Here is a 19,221-nt window from a genome sequence, read left to right as displayed (position 1 = left end):
TCACACGATGACGCCCCCAGACCAGCCAATCAGCTGATTCCCACCACCAAACCGTCACCGTGCGAGCGAATCCTCACACAACGACCCACTCGACCAGCCGGACGACTGATTCCAGCCAGCCAAACCGGCACCGTGCGAGCCAATCCTCACACAGTGACACCCCCGGGCCAACAAACCATCTGATTCCGACCACCAAACCGTCACTGTGTGAGCGGATCCTCACACAATGACACTCCCAGACCAGCAAACCAGCTGATTCCCACCACCAAACCGCCACCGTGCGAACCAATCCTCACACAGCGACCCACTCGACCAGCCGGACGACTGATTCCAGCCAGTCAAGCAGTCACCGTGTGAGCGGATCCTCACAAAGTGACGCCCCCAGCACCTCCAAACCAGCCGATTCCCAACCACCAAGCCGCCACCGTGCGAGCCAATCCTCACACAGTGACGGTCTGGGTCAATCATCCGGCCAATCCTGTTGATGCAATCATCCGCGGTGCGACAACCCAATCACACGACAGACAGATACCGATATATCCAAACCCTAAAGCCATACTTACCCGCCCACCATGCAACACGGCAGTCGCACCACAGGCAGATACCACCGACAGACACCCCCAACGACGGCAACATCAGCCCGCCATGCGACTGGCACATCGCACACCAGCCAGATATCCCGCCAACCAGCCCGAGAACCGGACCTACCAGCCCGCCGTGCAACACCACAGTCGCACCACAGGCTGATAACTCCAGCAACCGCACCGCCAGCCAACCTATCCGCCCGCTGTGCAACCAGCCAATCACACCACAGGTCGATTACCCCGGCAACCACCCCACCGGCCGACCTATCTGCCCGCCATGCAACCGACCAGTCACACCGCAGCCAAATAACCCCACAATCCGACCGGAAGCCAGCCGAACCCGCCCGCCATGCGACCGACCAATCACACACCAGCCAGATATCCCACCAACCAGCCCGAGAACTGGACCGACCAGCCCGCCGTGCAACACCACAGTCGCACGGCGGGCGGATATTCAGCTTGACGGCACACCTGCGCAGCGGCATACCGGCGAAGCGTCACAGCGCCACGCCTGCACACCGTCACGCCTCCAGCGCGCCGCGCCGTACTCACGATTCCAACACAGCCAGTACCTTGTGCTCGTCGTAGAACGCGAAGATGAAACCACCGATCGCGCACAACACCGCCGCGCAGATCGCCGCGACACGGTATCCGGTTCCGGCCGCCGCGCCGATGGTGCTCACGCCGGTGAACAGCAGCATCGCCACGCTCTGCCCCATCTTCATGGCGAAGGTACGGGCAGCATAGAACATGCCCTGACGGTCCTGGCCGGTGGTCTTCGCGCTGGCATCCGCGATGTTCGCGACGATCGCCTGCGGCAGGATGCCGAACGCGGCCATCGGCACCGCGCCGACCACCGACAGCAGCACGCCCTGCACCATCGGCGGAATCGCACTGATTACGCCGGATCCGAGCAGCCCCGCGAAGGCGAACGCAACCGTGAAGATCACGAACGCGATGAGCAGCAGCCGCTTCTTGCCCACCCGGTTCGCGAGCATGTTCACCGGCACGTAGAACAGCACGGATACCGCGGTCATGAGCACGAAGTACACGGTCGTCACGGATTCAGGCAGTTTCAACAGGCTGGTCACGAAGAACGGCAGTCCGGTCTGGAAAGTGGTGATCGCCACCCAGTAGATCACGTCAGACCCTACGAAACGGCGGAATTGCACGTCTCCGAAGGTCTGCTTCAACGATTCCAGCGTCGATTCGCTGGTCGGCTGCGAGCGCACGTAGCGTCTCTCGTCGATGGCGAGCGGCGGGACGAGCATGCAGATGAACGCGACGACCGCCATCAATGTGAAGGTAAGCCGGATGGCGGGCACGCGGCCCATGGACGGCACGAACGCTCCCCAGATGACGGGCGCCACATATGCCAGCGCCGTGCCGGCGACCCATGTGAACGAGATGGCGGTGGAGATGGCGAGCTGTTGCTTGGAGTTGTGGCCGAGTTCGGCGATCAGCGCGTTGTACGGCGTGCAGTAGAAGGTGAGCGCCACGTAGTAGGCGATGACGGCGACGAACAGGAAGGCCGCGTTCAGCCAGCTGGTGCCATTGATCGGGCTCCAGAACACGAGCACGGTGATGATGGCGAGCGGCAGCGCAGCCAAACGCAGGAACGGCATGCGGCGGCCGCGCGGGGACCGGCAGCGGTCGGACAGGCTGGCGACTGCGGGGTCGACGAATGCGTCGAAGAACCGGGCGAAGGCGGTGATGCCGCCAACCACGGTCACGATGCCGAGAATGGCGAGGCCTTGCGGCACGAAGACGGTCTGGCCTTGGCGGATGGTTTCGGCATCCGGCTGGTAGAAGTACACGAGCCAGTTGGAGATGATGCCGGACAGGAGCGCCCAACCGAACTGGCCGATGGCGAATGCGCGGATCTTGGAGCCGGGCAGCGATTCGGGCGCGGTGTTGTGCGAGCCGGCCGCGCCGCCGGCGGCATCGTGCGACGTGCCGCGTGCCGTGCCGCGCGCTATGTCGTGTACCGCGCCATCGTGTGCCGCATCATTGCCGGCTGCCGCGATTGGCGAGAGTGTCGTGTCGTCCATGAACACACCTCCATGACAGATTCCGTCTTCCTGTAGTCTATCGCTGCTTTCGGGGAGCCACCCCGCATACGGACCGGTTACGGTCGGGGAGACGAACACAGCCTTCAACGGCAGGAGCCCCGTAGCCGGGGATGCGGGGATTCCGTATCCCGGGGCTGCAGGGCTCCGTATAAGACGCGGCACGGCTGCCGCCGGCGGTTCAACGCGCCGGACATACCTTTACCGCGCATACGTGGTCAGACCGTGAGCTTGGCGGCCTTACGCGCACGGGACGCGAACACGCCCGCCAACGCGACAACCGCCACACCGATCACACTGAAGAACGCGATACCCAAGGCACCGGTCTTCGGCAGCTCGGTGATGGACTTCACGTTGTCGACGGTCACACTCGAGGTGTTCTTGGCCGCGGTCACCAGACCGTTCGCGCTCGACGTGCCGTACGTATACTCCAGCTCCGTGAGGATGTGATCGCCGGATACGACATCTTCGTTCTCGTCGAACATAGCCTGGCTCCCGTTGCTGTTATCCGGCGTGTACGTGGGCTTGATGGTGATGTCGAACGCAGGCAGCGCATTCTGGAAGTACCCTTGCGGCGCCTTGATCTCGTGGACCGTGTACGTGCCTTCCTTAAGGCCGTTGAAGGCGATTTGGCCGTTGGAGTCGGTCAGGAAGACGCCTTTCGCGGCGAGTGCCACCGCATCAGGCGCAGCATCCGTGGCATAGGCGGTATCCACGGTCGGCTCGTTGTCGACGGTGCCCCACGTGCCGTCTGCCCCTGTCAGCCACTTCCCGTCGGAATTCTTGATGGTGAACTGGGCGTTCGCCAGCTTCGTGGAATCCTTCACGTACTGCTTGACGAGGTTGAATTTGAACGAGTACACGTTCACCGTCGGGCCAAGCACCTCATGATGGCCGGTGGCGGTGTGATCGGAGAAGTCGACCTTCACGCTGTTCGCGTTGCCGTTCGGGTCGACGCCCGTGGTTTCGGCGCCGGCCGTGTCTGTGACGAACGCGTCCTTGTTCAAGGTGGCGGTCAGGGTGATTACCACGCAGTCGTTCGTCTGCCACGCGACGCCTGCCGCAGTGGTACCGCTGCCATTGACCAGCTTGGCCAGGTCGATCTTCATGCCGTTGACCGTGGTATCGGTGTCACTGACCGTGGTGGTCGCCACCGTGTAATCGGTGTTTTCCGCCAATGCGCCATTCTTCAGTTCCTCGTAGACGCCTGTAGTATCGTTCGCCCGATACAGCTTGACACCGGTGACCTTCGGGTTGCTGAACGGGATCTTCTCGTTGGCATTCTTTTCGAAGGTGTCGGTGACGAGCAGCTTGCGCGCGTCCAGCGCCGTCGTATCGGTGTTCTTCGTGTAGCCGGCGTAGTTCGGGATATAGGTCTGCAGCTGGAAGGTCACGGTGTCGCCGATTGAATACGAGGGGGTCAGGTTCGGTGTGGTACCGTCCTTCTTCACCACCTGCTTGAGCACGGTGTTATACGTGCTCTTGACGTCGATGATGCCGTTGACATTGGTGTGGTCGCCATCGGAGAGCCACAGGCCCGGGTACACGGTGTTCGGCGCCTTGTACAGGGTTGAGGAGACGAGCATCGGCACGGAGCGCGTGGACGTCTCCGTGGTGTCCGTGGTGTCCTTCATGGTGTCCCACACGAGGTACAGGCCCGTCTTCGGGACCGCGGTGCCGTTATCGCTTGTCAGCGTGTCGGTGTCCTCCAACGCATCATGCCCGACCGGCGTGATCTTCGTGGATGTGAGACTGTCCAGCTCCGTGGAGCCCATCGCGTCGAGCGCCGAGCCGAGCGCGTCCGCGAACTTGCGTTCGGTCGCCACGCCCTTGCCCGGGTTCGCGGTGTCGGTGTAGCCGTATGGCGCGTCCGGGGATTGGGTGGCCACGGTTTTGAGCGCGGAGTAGATCGCTTCGGTGCTGGTCAGGGTCGAGCTGTCCACACCGGCGGCCGTGAGCGCCGTCTTGAGCATGTCATCGGAAAGGTCGCCCTGCGTGTACTTGAGTGTCTCGATATCGAGATAGCTGGCATTCGCCGCGGCGGGTTTCACGTTGTCCATGTCGTACGCCGCGACCAAGTACGCCTTGTACCGGTCGGCGTGGCTATCGTAGGAATCATCGCGTACGGCGATCCTGGCTGTGGTATCGGTGGTCGTTGACCCGAGGGGATTGTCGTCGGAGCCTCCTTCGCCGATGGCCGCCATCGCCGTACCCGCACCCAATGCGAATCCTCCAACGGTCATGGCCACGGCGGCCACACCCGCGAGGAACTTCTTCCATGAAGCCTTCATGATAGCTCCTTCGTTTTCATCTCTTCCGCACAGCCCAACAAACACCGCTGTGCCCGTCCGAACGTTCATCGTCGCGCGATCGGACAATACCTATTGCACCTGCGCCGCTGCCATCATCGGCACCGCCGTCAGGTATTTCCCATCATATGGGCATAGGGGGGGTATGAAGCATCAACACGCCGGGCGTTGTCTAATAAAGCGACGCTGTTGTCCACCTATGGAGGAAAGTACGTCTGTGTCGCCGGTTTGGGAAGATATTCGACCAGCTACGTTCAGGCCCGTCAGCGTAGCCGGTTCAAGCAAGAGGGCTGCGCAATATGGTTCCGGTCGAGAGAATGCGTGGAGCCCTGCGGCCGGGGGATGCGGGGTTCCGTATCCGGGGCTGCAGGGCTCCACAGGGGGTATGGCACGGGGGCGCTACACGGGCGCCGGGCGCGCCGCTACCGCGTCATACGCTCAGGCCAGACGGGAGGCCTTGCGCGCGCGGACCGCGAACAGGGCGGCCAGCGCGACAATCGCCACGCCGATCACGCTGAAGAACGCGATGCCCGCGGCACCGGTCTTCGGCAGCTGCGTGATCGACTTCACGTTCTTCACCGTCGCGGTCGACGTGTCCGGCGCGGCGGTGGACGTGGTGTCCTTGGTGACCAGCTTGTTCGCGTCCAGCGTCGTGTACGTGTACGTCAGCGTGGTCAGCCAGTCGTCACCGGAGCTGGAATCACGGGTACGGTTCGTCCCGTCGTGCGTGTAGTCCTCGGCGATCGTGACCGTGTAGGACGGCAGCGCGCCCTGGAAGAAGCCCGCCGGCGCCTTCGTCTCCTTGACGACATACGTGCCCGCCTTCAGGCCCTTGACCGCGATGGAGCCGTCCGTACCGGACACCAGGGTTTCGGTCGCGCCGGCGGTGCCGGCCTTGGCGGGCGTGTACGTGCTGCCGGACTTGGTGAAGTACAGCAGGGTACCTGCCTCGTTCGAGATCTGGAACTCGGCGCCGGCCAGCGGCTGGTTGTCCTGGTCGACCTTCTTCACGTTCAGGTTGAACGAGTACACGTTCACGACCGGGCCCGGCACCTTGTTCTGCTGCGAATTGTCCTTCGGGTTGTTCGAATAGTTCAGCGTGACCTTGTTGAAGTTGCCGTTCGCATCCCTGCCGGTCTTGTCGTCCGCGTTGTTCACGGTGTCGGTCGTGGTCGCGTCCGCGGACAGCACGCCCGAGACGACCACGTCGATCACGTCGCCGGCCTTCCAGCCGGTCTTCGCGCCAGCATACCCGTTGACCAGCTTCTTCAGGTCCACGGTCACCGTGTCCGTGCCCTCGCCGGTCGCGTCATAGTCCGTGCCCGGCACCAGGTCGCCGATCGCGGTCGTGGAATCCTTCACGGACACGACCTGCGTATCCGTGAACTTGCCCGCCTGGAACTCGTCGACCAGGTTCAGCAGGCGGGTATTCTGCTTGCTCTCCAGGGTCGGGTCGGCCTCGTAGCCGCTGTAATCCGGGATCTTCGTGGTCAGGTGGAAGTACACGGTATCGCCGATGTTGTACGACGGGGTGTTGTCCGCGGTCGCGCCGGTACCATCCGTCACGACCTCCTTGCCCACCGAGAGCGTCGTGTTCTTCATATCGACCTCGCCCACGCCGTCCGGCTGCGTCTTGATATCGGCGTTCGCGAACTTCGTGCCCACCAGCATCGGCACCGACTGCGTGCTGTTCGAATCGCCGGTCTGCGCATACGTGTCGACCACCAGGTACAGGCCCTCAGGATCCAGGTCCGCGGTGAACTTGCCGTCACCCTCGGTCAGGGTCTGCGCATTGGACGGCGTCCACGAACCGTCCTTGATCTTCGCGGCCAAAGCGTCCGCGAACTTGCGCTCCGCGGCCGAGGCCGTAGCCGTGCCAGCCGTGTAGCCGAACGGCTTGTCGGCGCTCTGGCCGGTCAGCTGCTTGAGGCCCTCCTCCGCGATCGTCGCGGAACCCGACGCCGAAGCCGTCACGCCCGCAGCCGTCAACGCGTCCTCCACGGCCGACTCGTCAGCCGACGGGACCACGTACTTGAACGTATCGAGATCCAGCGAGCCATCGGTCTCCGCCGTGTAATCGCCGTTATACGCGGCCACCAGATACGCCGTCAACGCATGCCCCGCGGTACCGTTCGACGCGCTCACCGTCAGGCTACCCTTCCGGGTCGAGGCCACCGGGCCCGCGGCCTGCGCGGACGTGGCGCCAAGCGCCAGACCGCCAACGGCCACGGCCGCAGCGGCCACACCCGCGAAGAACCTCTTCAAAGAAGTCTTCATGATCTTTCTCCTTCATTAATGTTCGTCTCTTCCACGCGGCCGACGTCCGGCCGCGCCAGTCCGGGCATGCAACTTCACGTGCCCGGGCAAAACCATTACGACTGTTCTGTTATCACCGACAGGGCGGGCGCGCATACACGCATCCCGTATCGGCTGGGGAACGGCAGCGATACGCCTGCAATCAGCGAGTGCCGGCGTGCCGCCCCGTCCTCCAAAGACTTCGGTTCACCAGCGTTTTCGCATAGCGAACCCGTAGGCGACTGCCGCGAGGGCCAACACGGTGGCGCCGATTGCCGCCATGGTGCGGGCGGTCCAGTCGGATCCGGTCTTCGGCAGCGAGGTGACGGATGTCTCGTTCTCGATGCTCCCGAGGTCGACAGCCTGGGAGAGCCCCTTGGATACGTCCACCGTGTCGGCGCTCTTGTCGCGCGCGATGGTGAACGTGTAGGTCTTCGAAGTGAGCACGTGCCCGGCCGGGGCTTTCGTCTCGGTCAGCGTGTACGTGCCCCATTCGAGGCCGGTGAGCGTGATGGTGCCGGAGGTCGGATCGGTGTCGCAGAACGATGTCGAGGTGTCGCAGGCCGGCGTGGCGGACGCGTCGGACCAGTCCACTACGGTCTTGGTGACGGGCGATCCGCCAGCGTCTGATGTGAAGGCCAGCGACCATTCGGATCCGGCCAGAGGGCCTTTCTCATCGGTTTTCTTCCAGGTGACGCTGCCGGTCTTGCGGGTGTCGGCGACCAGGTTGACGCCGTTCGCAGAATCGTACGTGTACGTATTGCCGTCGGCAAGCTGGTTGCCGTCGCCGTCGACGAAGCGGGCCGGGCCGTCGCTCACACCGATGAAGTAGAACGGCGTGGAAACGGTGTCATACCCTGTCGGGGCGTTGGTTTCGATGAGTTTGTATGTAGCGTCCGCAGCGATGCCGGCCACGGTGAACTTGCCGGTTGCTGAAGTCTGTGCGCCCTTATCGGTCCAGGCCGTGCATGCGGCGGGGGTGGCGGGCTTCGTGCTGCACTGGTACAGTTCCCAGACCGAGCCGGTCAGGTCCGCGCCCGCGACTGTGGAATCCTTTTTCGTCCATGCGACGGTACCAGGTTTCTTCGTGTCGAAGATAATGCCGTTGTCGGAGGCAAGGGTGGAGGTGCTGCCGCCAGCGCCCGTGTGAATGGTGTAGACGGTCGAATTCAAGCTGTAGCCGGCTGGCGCTGCGGTTTCGCGAATATAGTACGTGGCGTCCGGGTTCAGACCCGATACGACCAGGATGCCGTTGTCAGAACCGTCTTGGTCAGCTTTGCGCTGGTCGGATTCGCTTTCCGCGCTCGTGTCGCCGTCAGTGACGTAGGCGATGGCGCTGGCATCGCTGTTGGCGTCGGATTCGGACGCGTAGACGCCCCACTTCGAGCCAGGCAGCAGGGTGCTGGCATCGGTGAGCGTCGCGGTGCTTTGCTTCGCCACATCCGCCTTGCCCCACCGGATGGTCGCGCAGGAGCTCAGATACGTGCCGACCCATGGGAAGTTGTGGCGTTCGGAGTCCATGTCGATGATCGAGGTGGAGGGGCCTTCGCTGTATTGCACGGTCTGGTTTCCTAGCTTGACCACATCACTGGCGGAGTTGGTCATCGTGAACGTGTCTTTCACGTAGACGCGGCCGTTCGTGGTCACATGGTCGGTGAAACTGCCGTTGACCATGATGCTGCCGATCATGGCGGCGGCCGGGTCGTCAGTGGAGGATGCGGTGAACTGAGCGCCTTTCTGCCCCCATTTCTGGGCGCCGGACGCCGTCGTGCCGGAGACGTTGCTATCACCCTTGACGGTGGCATTCGTCGCCTTGCCGCCGAGGATGGTGAGGTCGCCTGTCCGGGCGAAGTTCCACATGACCGACTGGGCGGCCGTGGAATATGTTTTGGCGAGCGAGCTGCTCGCGTAGGAGTAGCCGTCGCCGATGTCCGTGCCGTTCCATATGAAGCGCCAGCCGTTGCGGAAGGTGAGGCCGGATGCGTCACCGGTGACGTTCACGACCACCGAGGCGCCATCCGGGATGTCCTCGAAATCCCAGGAGATACCGGTGTAGGAATCACTCACGCCCACTCCGCTGATCAGGCTCGCCGGAAGATCGAAGACCTGCAGGGACGACGTGTTGTCACCGGTGAGCTTGATGACTTTCTCGTTGACCGAGAACGTTGCCGTGTAGCCGCTGGCATTGGGCGATTGGCCGTAATCATACCGGTTGCGCGTGACGCTGCCCGAGTACGAGCCGCCATCGGCCGCCGTGCCATGGTACCTGCCGGTTACAGCGCCGGTGCTCAGCGCGTTCAGCGCGTTCATCATGGAATCGGCGTTCGTGAAGGTGGTGGCGGTGAAATCCGAATAGTCCTTGTTTACCGTGCCGTTGACATCATCTGGATCGGTCGCCTTCACATTGAGCGGGTCTGACCAGTTCCACCATGAGGACTGCGTACTCGGGCTTGAGCTGCCGCTCGTGGTATCGGTCCGCAAAGCGTTCTGGTCGGACGACCCGCCGACCTGCGCCTGGTACTCGTCTTTTGCGATCCATCCGCCATGGGTGCTGCCTTTGGTCACGGTCCCGCCGACCGCGACCGCCGTGGCGCCTTTGTAAGCCACCGGGCGGTACTGGGCGCCGAAGCCGACCGTGCCGAACCGGAAGCCACGGCCGCCCCAGCTGGCCTTCTGTTGGTCGATGACCATGTTGCCCGGCGTGGCCATCAGACCTTCCGATTCGACGACATAGCCGGTCAGGTTGATGTTGCCGCCCGCATAGGTGGCGATGCCGTAATCCGTAGTGGCGTGCGCGGTATCACTGCCCATGGTGATATCGCCAATGGTTTTCGCCGACGACGTACACCAGCCGGCGGCGCCGGCCGCCCGTGCCGATGCCGGCGACATGGCACGCACACCGAACGGAACCACGCAGCACACCAGCGCCAACGCCGCGACAAGACGACGGACAAGCTGGCTGCGCGATGCCACACGTCGCCGCACAACCATGCCGGCACCGTTGCCTGAGGCATGCTGTGCGGAAGCATATCCGCCGCCGTTTCCCCCAGCTACCTCAGCCGAGGCTGAAAGTGAATACCCCCCCCCGTTCGCGTTCAGCAGGCTCGCGCGACCCGCGAACCCGCTGCTATTTGGTGTGGACATCCCAACTCTCCTCAATTCCGTGGTTTTGGCATCACAGCCAACTTCTAGCACCAGTCTACCAGCACGGGAGACCCTCCCCCGCCCGCATACCCTCCACGCCTTGCGCCATCCCCCGAGCGACACCCCCGCGACACAACCAACCGTGCCGTTACATGCGGCGTGTACACCTGACGGAAGGCATCATCGCGATCTGTGCGATGAATGGGCCGGGCAGACCCCACGACGAGAAAGAGGCATACATGTCATTCGCCAACGCGCACGATTTTCTGGAGGCCCGTGGATACGCCGACCGTATCATCGTATTGGAAGCCGCCAGCGGCACTGTCGCGGAAGCGGCCGAGGCGCTCGGCACGCAGCCCGAACGTATCGCCAAATCCCTGTCGTTCCTGCTCGACGGCCAGCCGATCATCATCGTTACCAAAGGCACCGCGCGCGTCGACAACCGCAAGTACAAGGCCACCTTCCACAGCAAGGCGAGCATGATTCCTTTCGGCGAAGTGGACGCGTATATCGGACACGAGCCGGGCGGCGTGTGCCCCTTCGGCATCAAGGACGGCGTGCGCGTCTACCTCGACCGCAGCCTGCGCGAATTCGACACCGTCTACCCTGCGGGCGGCGACGACCATAGCGCGGTCAAGCTCACACCCGACGAGCTCTACGACGTCTCCGGCGCCGACGAGTGGGTCGACGTGTGCAAGGAGTAACACCAACGGCAGTGCTACGCGACCTGCCGACACAAAACAATCCCCAGAGAGGTGTCGGTGTCATCGTGTGAGGATTCGCTCACACACCTAGGCCGAAGCGCAGACGGAATCAGCCGCCTGACCGTCCCAGAGACGTCATCGTGTGAGTATCGGCTCACACACCCACGGTCGAAACGACCGAATCCAGCCACCCGGACCGCCCGACCGGCGACAATGCGAGGATTCGCTCACACAACGCCACCCACAGCTCCCGCGCAAACCCAATCCAGCCCACAAACACCCCACCTTGTGAGCCCACACTCACACAACAACACCGCGTCCACCGAAAGCAATCCGCGGAGAAGGCCACAGGCGCCATCGTGTGAGCAATCGCTCACACACCCACGGTCGGGACGACAGAATCCAGCCTTTCGGATTGCCCGACCGGCGACAATGTGAGCATCAACTCACACAACGACGTCCGCAGCCATAGAAACCCACCCACCGAAAGGTGTCCATGGGCCACCATGTGAGAATCGGCTCACACAACGACGTCCGCACAATCCACGGCTTCGTCACATCCGCCCGCGCCAGTCAGTGCCCACCCGCAACCACCAGCATCCGCCCGCAATCCACTCGTCATCCCCACTCCCGCTGTTACCCACTACCGTCTCCTCCCGTCCCCGCTCACTCCCTATTCCCCCATTCCCATACCCGCGCGCGGCTTGTACGATGGTCGGCATGAGTGAATTGCAGGAGCGGATGCCGCACATCACGGCATTTCCGGAAGCGCTGGGTACCGGCATTATCGTGCGGAGCGCGCAACCGATCGGCACCACGTTGAAGTGCGACCTGCAATCGTTCATCGACGAGTATGGCATCACGCTTTCCCGGTTCCGCGCGGATTCCCTGGTCGGGCGCATGGCAACGGCTGGCCGCGGCGGTTCCTTTGATTTCCCCGACTGGTCACTGCCGCTGTTTGAGCTTTATGATGCGCTGGATTCTGCGAGTCGCGGGGCGATTGATCCTTGCGTGGGTGAGGATCTGATCCGGCTCGGCTACGGTGCCGACCTGACGTTCACCGTCGAACGGGACGCGCGCGAGCATACCGGCAGCATCCACGGTCGACCCACATGGCGAGGCGACGTGGAACGGCACGGTACGACGCTGGTAACGCATCGCGCGGTGCATCTTGATTTCGGGGCGTGCGGGAAAGGCTATCTGGTCGATGTGCTGGCTCGGCGATTGCGCACAATCATCAGTGGTGAATGGCTGATCGACGCCGGCGGCGATATGGCTATCAACATTCCCGATGCCGCACGACCGGTATCGATTGGGCTGGAAGACCCGGCAGATACAGCGAGCGCAATTGGCATTGCACATATGTCAAACGGATCGTTCTGTGCGTCGGCGCCGAGTCGACGGCATTGGGGAGCCGCGTATAAACTGCATCACTTGTTGAACGCCATCGACGGGCAGCCCGCGCATGGCGTGAGCGCAGCATGGGTGGCTGTTCCCGCGCCTGATACCGTGGCGGGGAGACCGGCGGCAACGCCGAAAAACGGTGATGCCATCGAGGCAACAAGAAGCATGATTGCCGTTGATTCCGGCTCCGATGATCACGATTACGCTGTCACCGCCACCACTGCCGAATCTGCTGACACCGTCACTGCCGGACCCGGCGGAATCACCGCCACTGCCGATGCCACCGAAGCCGTCACCACCGCTGGCCCCGCCGACACCACCGCCGCGCCTGCGGCATCGGGCTCGGCGCGGAGCTCAATGACAGACTTGATGCCTGACTCAGCGCCCGGCTTGGCGCCAGACCCGCCGGCCCCTGAACCTGCTTGCACGCCCGGCATCACGACATTTGCCACATGCCCGACCGCCGTTGCCGACGGATTGGCGACCGCCCTGTTCGTCACCGAGCCGGACCGGCTCGCGCAGTACTTCAGTTTCTCCTGCGCGCTCCTCGATGCTGGACGTCATGCCATGATGAGCGAGAAGTTCCCCGGCCGGTTCTTCGTCGCATAACCGGGTCACGGCGCTACCCGCCGGCGGTGCGACTACACAGTCACACCACAGACAGATACCCCGGCCGGCGGGCCGAATCACAACGGTACCTGCCCGCCATGCGCCTACGCCGGCACACCACACGCGGATACCGCACCGACCATGCCAAACCACGACACTATCTGAGCCACCATGCGACCGACCAATCACACAGCGGACAGATACCAAACCCATCAACGGGAAACACAACACTATCTGCCTGTCGTGCGACACGGCAGTCACACTGCTGACGGATATCCCACCCTGCGGGAAGAATCATGACACTACCTGCCTGCCATGCGACAGAGCAGTCACACCACAGGCAGATACCGCACCGACCATGCAGTGCCACGGCACTATCCGGCCGCCGTGCGACCGCATAGTCACACCACCCGCGGATACCACCGTCACCCAACTGAATCATGAAGCTACCCGCCCGCCGTGCGACAACCCGATCACACCACAGGCAGATACCGCGCCCATCAGTCGGAAACACAACGCTACCCGGCCCGCCGTGCGACCGCATAGTCGCACGGCGAGCAGAATCAACGGCCACCAAACAGCCACCAGACACCAAAAAGGGGAGGAACCAGGTTCTCCTGACTTCTCCCCTTCACGCAGCCGCGCCTGGCGCTAGCGCGAGCGCAACCGCAACTCACGCACCGAGATACGCCTTGCGCACCTTCTCGTCATGGAGCAGGTCGCTGGCCTTGCCCTCCATGGTGATGCGGCCGGTTTCCAGCACGTACGCGCGGTCGGCGATCGACAGAGCCATTTTCGCGTTCTGTTCGACCAGCAGCACGGTGATGCCTTCATCGTGCAGCTTTTCGATGATGCGGAAAATCTCCTTGACCAGTTTCGGCGACAAGCCCATCGACGGTTCATCCATCAGAATGGTGTTCGGCCGGCTCATCATCGCCCTGCCCATTGCGACCATCTGCTGTTCGCCGCCGGACAGCGTACCAGCCAGCTGGCGGCGACGCTCCTTGAGCCGCGGGAAATACGTGTACACCTTGTCCAGATCCTCGGTCACATGCGAGGTGTCCTTGAGGCTGTACGCGCCCATCTCCAGGTTCTCCTGCACGCTCATGCGGGTGAACACGTGGCGGCCTTCGGGCACGTGCGCCATGCCGAGGGTCACGATCCGGTTCGCCTTGGTTTTCAGCAGATCCTGGCCGTTGAACATGATGCTGCCGGATTTGGCCGGCACCAGTCCGGTGATGGTGTGCAGGGTCGTGGTCTTGCCGGCGCCGTTCGCACCGATCAGCGACACGATCTCGCCGTCATCCACATGCAGACTGATGCCCTTGACCGCGTCGATGGCACCGTAGGATACGCTCAGGTTCTTGATATCAAGCATCGTGCTCCTCCTTGCCATCAGCCACATTACCGCCCGCAACCGCGTTACCGTCCACAGCAGCGTCGCCCTCAGCCTCATCGGCCTTGTCATCCTCATCCTCGTCACTGCCGAGGTATGCGGAAATCACGCGTGGGTTGTGCGCAATCTCCTCAGGCAGGCCGGACGCGATCGTACGCCCGTAATCAAGCACCTGGATGCGCTGGCACACGTTCATCACGAGACTCATGTCATGCTCGATCAGCAGGATCGCGATACCGAACCGGTCGCGGATTGTGTTGATGCATTCGAGCAGGTCCTCGGTCTCGGTCGGGTTCATGCCAGCAGCCGGCTCGTCAAGCAGCAGCAGCTTCATGCCAGTCGCGAGCGCTCGCGCGATTTCGAGCTTGCGCTGGGCGCCGTACGGCAGGTTCGCCGCCTGCGTCTGGGCGAGGCCTTCGAGCTTGAAAATCCGCAGCAAATCAATGGCTTTCTGGTGCATCTCGCGTTCCTCGCGCCAGAAACGCGGGGTGCGGAAGATTGCACCGCCCATGTGGTAGCTGAAGGATTCGTTGAACGCGACAAGCACGTTCTCCTCGACGGTCATCTGCTTGAACAGGCGGATGTTCTGGAAGGTTCGGGCGATGCCGGCGCGCACGACCTGGTAGGTCTTCTTGCCGTTCATTTTCTCGCCGTCCAGCCAGAATTCGCCGTCGGTGGGCTTGTACACGCCGGTGAGCAGGTTGAACACGGTCGTCTTGCCGGCGCCGTTCGGGCCGATCAGGCCGACGAGCTCACCTTTGTTGATGGTCATGTTGAAATCGTCGACAGCGCGCAGACCACCGAAGGTGATGCCGAGATGCTCGGCGCGCAGGATTGGTTGTTCGGCCATCTCACGCCTCCTTTCCGGCGGATTCCGAGGTCTCTGCCGCGGTTGCAGCGCCTTCCGCCGCGATGGCCGCCTTCGCCGCGCCGCCGCGCCCGTTGCGGTAGACGATGCGGTTGATGAGCTTCGGCAGCGAGAACTCCCACGATCCGAAGATGCCTTGCGGGCGGAAGATCATGAACACGACCAGCACCACCGAGTAGACGAGCATGCGGTAGTCGGAGAACGCGCGCAGCGCCTCCGGCAGAATCGTGAGCACGATGGCCGACAGAATCGAGCCGGTGAGCGAACCCATGCCGCCGAACACGACCATGATCACGTAGTTCGTGGATTGCAGCCAGCCCGCGTACGCCGGGGTGAGCGAACCCATGTACTGCGCGTAAATGCCGCCGGCGAGACCCGCGAAGAACGCGGAAATCGCGAACACAAGCACCTTCAGGTACGTCACGTTCAGGCCGGATGCGCTGGCCGCAATCTCATCGTCACGAATCGCCTTGACCGCGCGACCGTAGCGGGAGCGCGCGAACATGAACAGCAGCACGACGGTGATCACGGTGATCCAGAACACGACATACAGGTTGGCGATACGGTCGATGCCGATAAGCGCCTGACCGGCCTGGCCCTTGTCAAGGCCGACGCCACCGGCGGCAGGAATGTTCTGCAGCACGACGCGAATGATCTCGCCGAAGCCGAGGGTGATAATCGCAAGGTAATCGCCATGCAGACGCAGCGCCGGGATACCGACCAGAATGCCGAAGATGCAGGCGATCACAGCGCCCACGAAAATCGTGAGCAGGAAGCGGGCGGTCGGGTCCATCGCGATGCCCTTGGCGACAATCAGCTTGCTGAGCAGGGCCGCGGAGTAGGCGCCGATCATCTCGAAACCGCAGCAGCCGAGTGTCAGCTGGCCGAGCACGCCGACCGTCAGGTTCAGGGACGTGGTCATGATGACCGCAATGCAGCAGGTCATCAGAATGCCCTTGATATACGTGTTCGCGGCCCCGGATTCGCATACCGCCATGAGCAGGCCGAACAGCACGGCGATACCTACAGCGCACACGATATAGGACTGTTTCATGGAAAGCGCGGATTTCTTCATCGTCACACCTTCTCCGTCTCAGGCTCGCCCATCAGGCCGGACGGGCGTACGAGCAGCACGATGATGAGGATTGCGAACACGATCGCGTCAGAGAACGCCGACGTGATCACGCCGCCGGTAATCGTGCCGATGTAGGCTTTCGTCAGGCTTTCGACCAGGCCGATCGCGAGGCCTCCGACCATGGCGCCAGGAATCGAGCCGATACCGCCGAGCACGGCCGCCACGAAGGCTTTCAGGCCGAGCATCATGCCCATCGTCGGGGAGACCTGCGGGTAGGACACGCAATACATGAGCGCGGCGATGGCGGCGAGACCCGAACCGATGGCGAAGGTCAGGGTAATGGTGCCGTTCACGTTGATGCCCATGAGCAGGGACGCTTCCTTGTCTTCGGACACCGCGCGCATGGCCTTGCCTTGCTTCGTGCGCTTGACGTACAGCTGCATGGCGACCATCATGATGACGCCGAGCACGATGGACACGATGGTCGCGCCGTCGATCTTCAGCCGGCCGATGGTCAGGGTCGGAATGGAGACGATGGTGGGGACGGTCTTGTAGTCGGCGCCGAAAATCGCCTGCGAGCCGTTTTCAAGCAGCAGGCTCATGGCGATGGCGGTGATCAGGGCGGTCATGCTGTTGCCCTTCTCGCGCACCGGCTTGTATGCCAGCCGTTCGACGAGCACGCCGACCAGCGCGCAGACCAGGGTTGCGGGAATGACGGCCGTCCAGGCGGGCATGCCCATGGCGGCGAGTGCCGGAATGCTGAGCATCAGCGTGTAGGCGCCGATCATGATGAAATCGCCGTGGGCGAAGTTCAGCAACCGGATGATGCCGTAGACCATCGTGTAGCCGAGCGCCACGAGCGCGTACACGCTGCCGATCTTCAGACCGTTGAAAATCTGGCTGATGAACATGACGAAACCGCTCATCATTCCTCCTTTCGTGTGTGTGAATGTGAATAGATGTGTGAATGTGTATTCGAATGTGCGCCAATCGTTGACTCAGTCAATCAGCGAATCAGCGAACGTAGGTGTAAAGCTCTATGTATGTAAGCGTGACGTCGCCTGAAAATGCGGCCAGTACGCGAATGGAGAGGGCCGGAAACGACCCTCTCCTTCGGGATTGGTTGTGCTGTCTCACCGCGACGTCGGGTGCCCGTCGCGGACGGCGGCCGGCCTCACTTGGTGGACGGCTGGATGGTGGTGCGATACGTCGGCTTGCCATCCTTGAGCTCAAGGACGATCACGGACTTGTTCGGTGAACCCTTCTTGTCAAGCGTGAACTTGCCGGTCACACCGCTGAAGGACATGCCGGAGATCGCGTTGCGCACCTGCTCGCGGGTCGCGTTCTTGCCGGCCTTCTCGTAAGCCTGCTTGAACATGTACACGGAATCGTACGCGAGTGCGGTGAAGGTGTTCGGTTCCTGGTTGCTGTTGGCCTTCTTGTAGGACTTGATGAAGTCCTGCACCTTGGTGTTCGACGTGTCGTCAGGCGAATAGTGCGTGGTGTACAGCACCTTGTCGTACTGGGACTTGTCGCCGGTGAGCTTCAGGCCGTCGTAGCCGTCGGGGCCCATGACGTAGCCCTTGTAGCCGAGGGCGCGGGCCTGCGGGATGATGTACGGGCCGGCGACCGAATAGTAGTACGGCGCGTACAGGAACTCGGCGCCGGACGCCTGGATCTTCTGCAGCTGCGAGGAGTATTCGGTGTCGTCGGCGCTGGAGGAGTTCTCCTCGTCGACCACGTCGAGGCCGGCCTTCTTGGCCGCGGCGGCGAAGGCCTTGCCCACGCCGGAGGAGTACGGGTCGCCGGTGCCGTAGAGCACGGCGACCTTCTTGACCTTCAGGGTCTCGGCGGCGAACTTGGCCGCGATCTCACCCTGGTAGGAATCCTTGAAGCAGGTGCGGAACAGGTAGCCGCCGGTGGCGATGGAATCGGAGGTTGCGGCCGGCGCGATCGCCGGGAGCTTCGACTGGTCGGCCAGCGGGGCGACGGCCGCGGTGGTCGAGGAGATCGTCGGGCCGAGCACGGCGAGGACATTGCTGTCGCCGGCCAGCTTGTTGAAGGCGTTCGACGCTTCGGTGGCGTCGCCCTTGTCATCCATGCTTTCCAGCTTGATCTTCTTGCCGTTCAGGCCGCCCTTGGCGTTGATCTCGCTGATGGCCAACTTGAAGCCCTTGAGCTCGGCCTCGCCGTACGCTGCGGCGGTGCCGGAATTCGTGGTGATGCTGCCGAGCGTGATCGTGTTGCCGCTGGCAGCGCCAGCGGAGTTGCTGGAATCGTCCATGCTGCCGCCGGAGCAGGCCGCCATGGACATCATCATGGCCGCGGCCGCCGCGATGGCGGTCGTCTTGCCGAAGAACTTTGCGTTCATCAGGAATCTTCCTCTCTACAAAAGATTCTGGGAATAATCGTGAGAATTCGTCAGAATATCGCAAGAAATGCTGATTCTGAATGCCACAGACGTGCGCGACATGTGATCGGGTGAATCCGTCAACCGCCGTCAGGCAAAGGTTCTTCGGGCTTTTGGCCTTACTCGGGTAAACCTCTTCTCATCTATTGCTGGGTTCCCTTTATACGCGAGGATTGCGGATATGTAAATGGCTTGTCCTTATACTGAACTTTTCGATAACCTCATCTTGAGACATTTTATGTCCACAATGTGGACGCCGCGGGGCGAAATCGCCGGAATTGTGCGGGTTTGCTGGGTTGTTTTGAGGAGGGGCTGCGGTTACGGCGTTCTGTTTTTCAGGCAATCATCATGTTG

At 62.5% G+C, this 19,221-nt stretch carries 11 protein-coding genes; 2 read left to right on the top strand and 9 right to left on the bottom strand.

Annotation, left to right across the window (positions count from 1 at the left end; all coding sequences use genetic code 11):
• Positions 1-1,132: 1,132 nt before the first annotated feature.
• From WD012_RS03860 to WD012_RS03845, 4 genes are all read right to left on the bottom strand, one after another.
• A complete protein-coding gene (locus tag WD012_RS03860) occupies positions 1,133-2,635 on the bottom strand; it encodes an MFS transporter (RefSeq protein WP_339562463.1) in 1,503 nt (500 codons plus the stop codon).
• A 236-nt stretch (positions 2,636-2,871) separates the two neighbouring features.
• Positions 2,872-4,944, bottom strand: coding sequence for a SpaA isopeptide-forming pilin-related protein (locus WD012_RS03855; RefSeq protein WP_339562462.1), 2,073 nt, complete (start codon positions 4,942-4,944; stop codon positions 2,872-2,874).
• A gap of 456 nt (positions 4,945-5,400) precedes the next feature.
• Positions 5,401-7,239 (bottom strand): SpaA isopeptide-forming pilin-related protein, encoded by a 1,839-nt coding sequence (locus tag WD012_RS03850; RefSeq protein WP_339562461.1) that lies wholly within the window; start codon positions 7,237-7,239, stop codon positions 5,401-5,403.
• Between the two features lie 225 nt (positions 7,240-7,464).
• The gene (locus tag WD012_RS03845; RefSeq protein WP_339562460.1) at positions 7,465-10,230 is read right to left on the bottom strand and encodes a SpaA isopeptide-forming pilin-related protein; all 2,766 of its coding nucleotides are present in this window, start codon (positions 10,228-10,230) and stop codon (positions 7,465-7,467) included.
• Positions 10,231-10,640: 410 nt separating this feature from the next.
• On the opposite strand from WD012_RS03845, the gene WD012_RS03840 reads away from it, so the two are divergent.
• Positions 10,641-11,105, top strand: a complete 465-nt coding sequence (locus tag WD012_RS03840) for a YbaK/EbsC family protein (protein WP_339562459.1) — start codon at positions 10,641-10,643, stop codon at positions 11,103-11,105.
• Positions 11,106-11,825: 720 nt separating this feature from the next.
• A complete protein-coding gene (locus tag WD012_RS03835) occupies positions 11,826-13,118 on the top strand; it encodes an FAD:protein FMN transferase (RefSeq protein ID WP_339562458.1) in 1,293 nt (430 codons plus the stop codon).
• 673 nt (positions 13,119-13,791) lie between these two features.
• On the opposite strand, the gene WD012_RS03830 is transcribed toward WD012_RS03835, so the two are convergent.
• The 5 genes from WD012_RS03830 to WD012_RS03810 form a co-directional block, all read right to left on the bottom strand.
• A complete protein-coding gene (locus WD012_RS03830; protein ID WP_339562457.1) occupies positions 13,792-14,496 on the bottom strand; it encodes an ABC transporter ATP-binding protein in 705 nt (234 codons plus the stop codon).
• Positions 14,489-15,364: an ABC transporter ATP-binding protein gene (locus tag WD012_RS03825; RefSeq protein ID WP_339562456.1), complete on the bottom strand. Its 876-nt coding sequence runs from the start codon at positions 15,362-15,364 to the stop codon at positions 14,489-14,491. Before WD012_RS03825 ends, WD012_RS03830 begins: the two co-directional genes overlap by 8 nt.
• Before the next feature lies 1 nt (position 15,365).
• A complete protein-coding gene (locus tag WD012_RS03820; RefSeq protein ID WP_339562608.1) occupies positions 15,366-16,457 on the bottom strand; it encodes a branched-chain amino acid ABC transporter permease in 1,092 nt (363 codons plus the stop codon).
• Between the two features lie 2 nt (positions 16,458-16,459).
• The gene (locus WD012_RS03815; protein WP_339562455.1) at positions 16,460-17,383 is read right to left on the bottom strand and encodes a branched-chain amino acid ABC transporter permease; all 924 of its coding nucleotides are present in this window, start codon (positions 17,381-17,383) and stop codon (positions 16,460-16,462) included.
• Between the two features lie 248 nt (positions 17,384-17,631).
• Positions 17,632-18,828: an ABC transporter substrate-binding protein gene (locus WD012_RS03810; RefSeq protein ID WP_339562454.1), complete on the bottom strand. Its 1,197-nt coding sequence runs from the start codon at positions 18,826-18,828 to the stop codon at positions 17,632-17,634.
• Between the last annotated feature and the right edge of the window lie 393 nt (positions 18,829-19,221).

Origin of the sequence: Bifidobacterium thermophilum (assembly GCF_037482445.1) — a bacterium.
Taxonomy (GTDB): domain Bacteria; phylum Actinomycetota; class Actinomycetes; order Actinomycetales; family Bifidobacteriaceae; genus Bifidobacterium; species Bifidobacterium thermophilum_B.
This window is presented reverse-complemented; position numbering and strand designations above follow the sequence as displayed.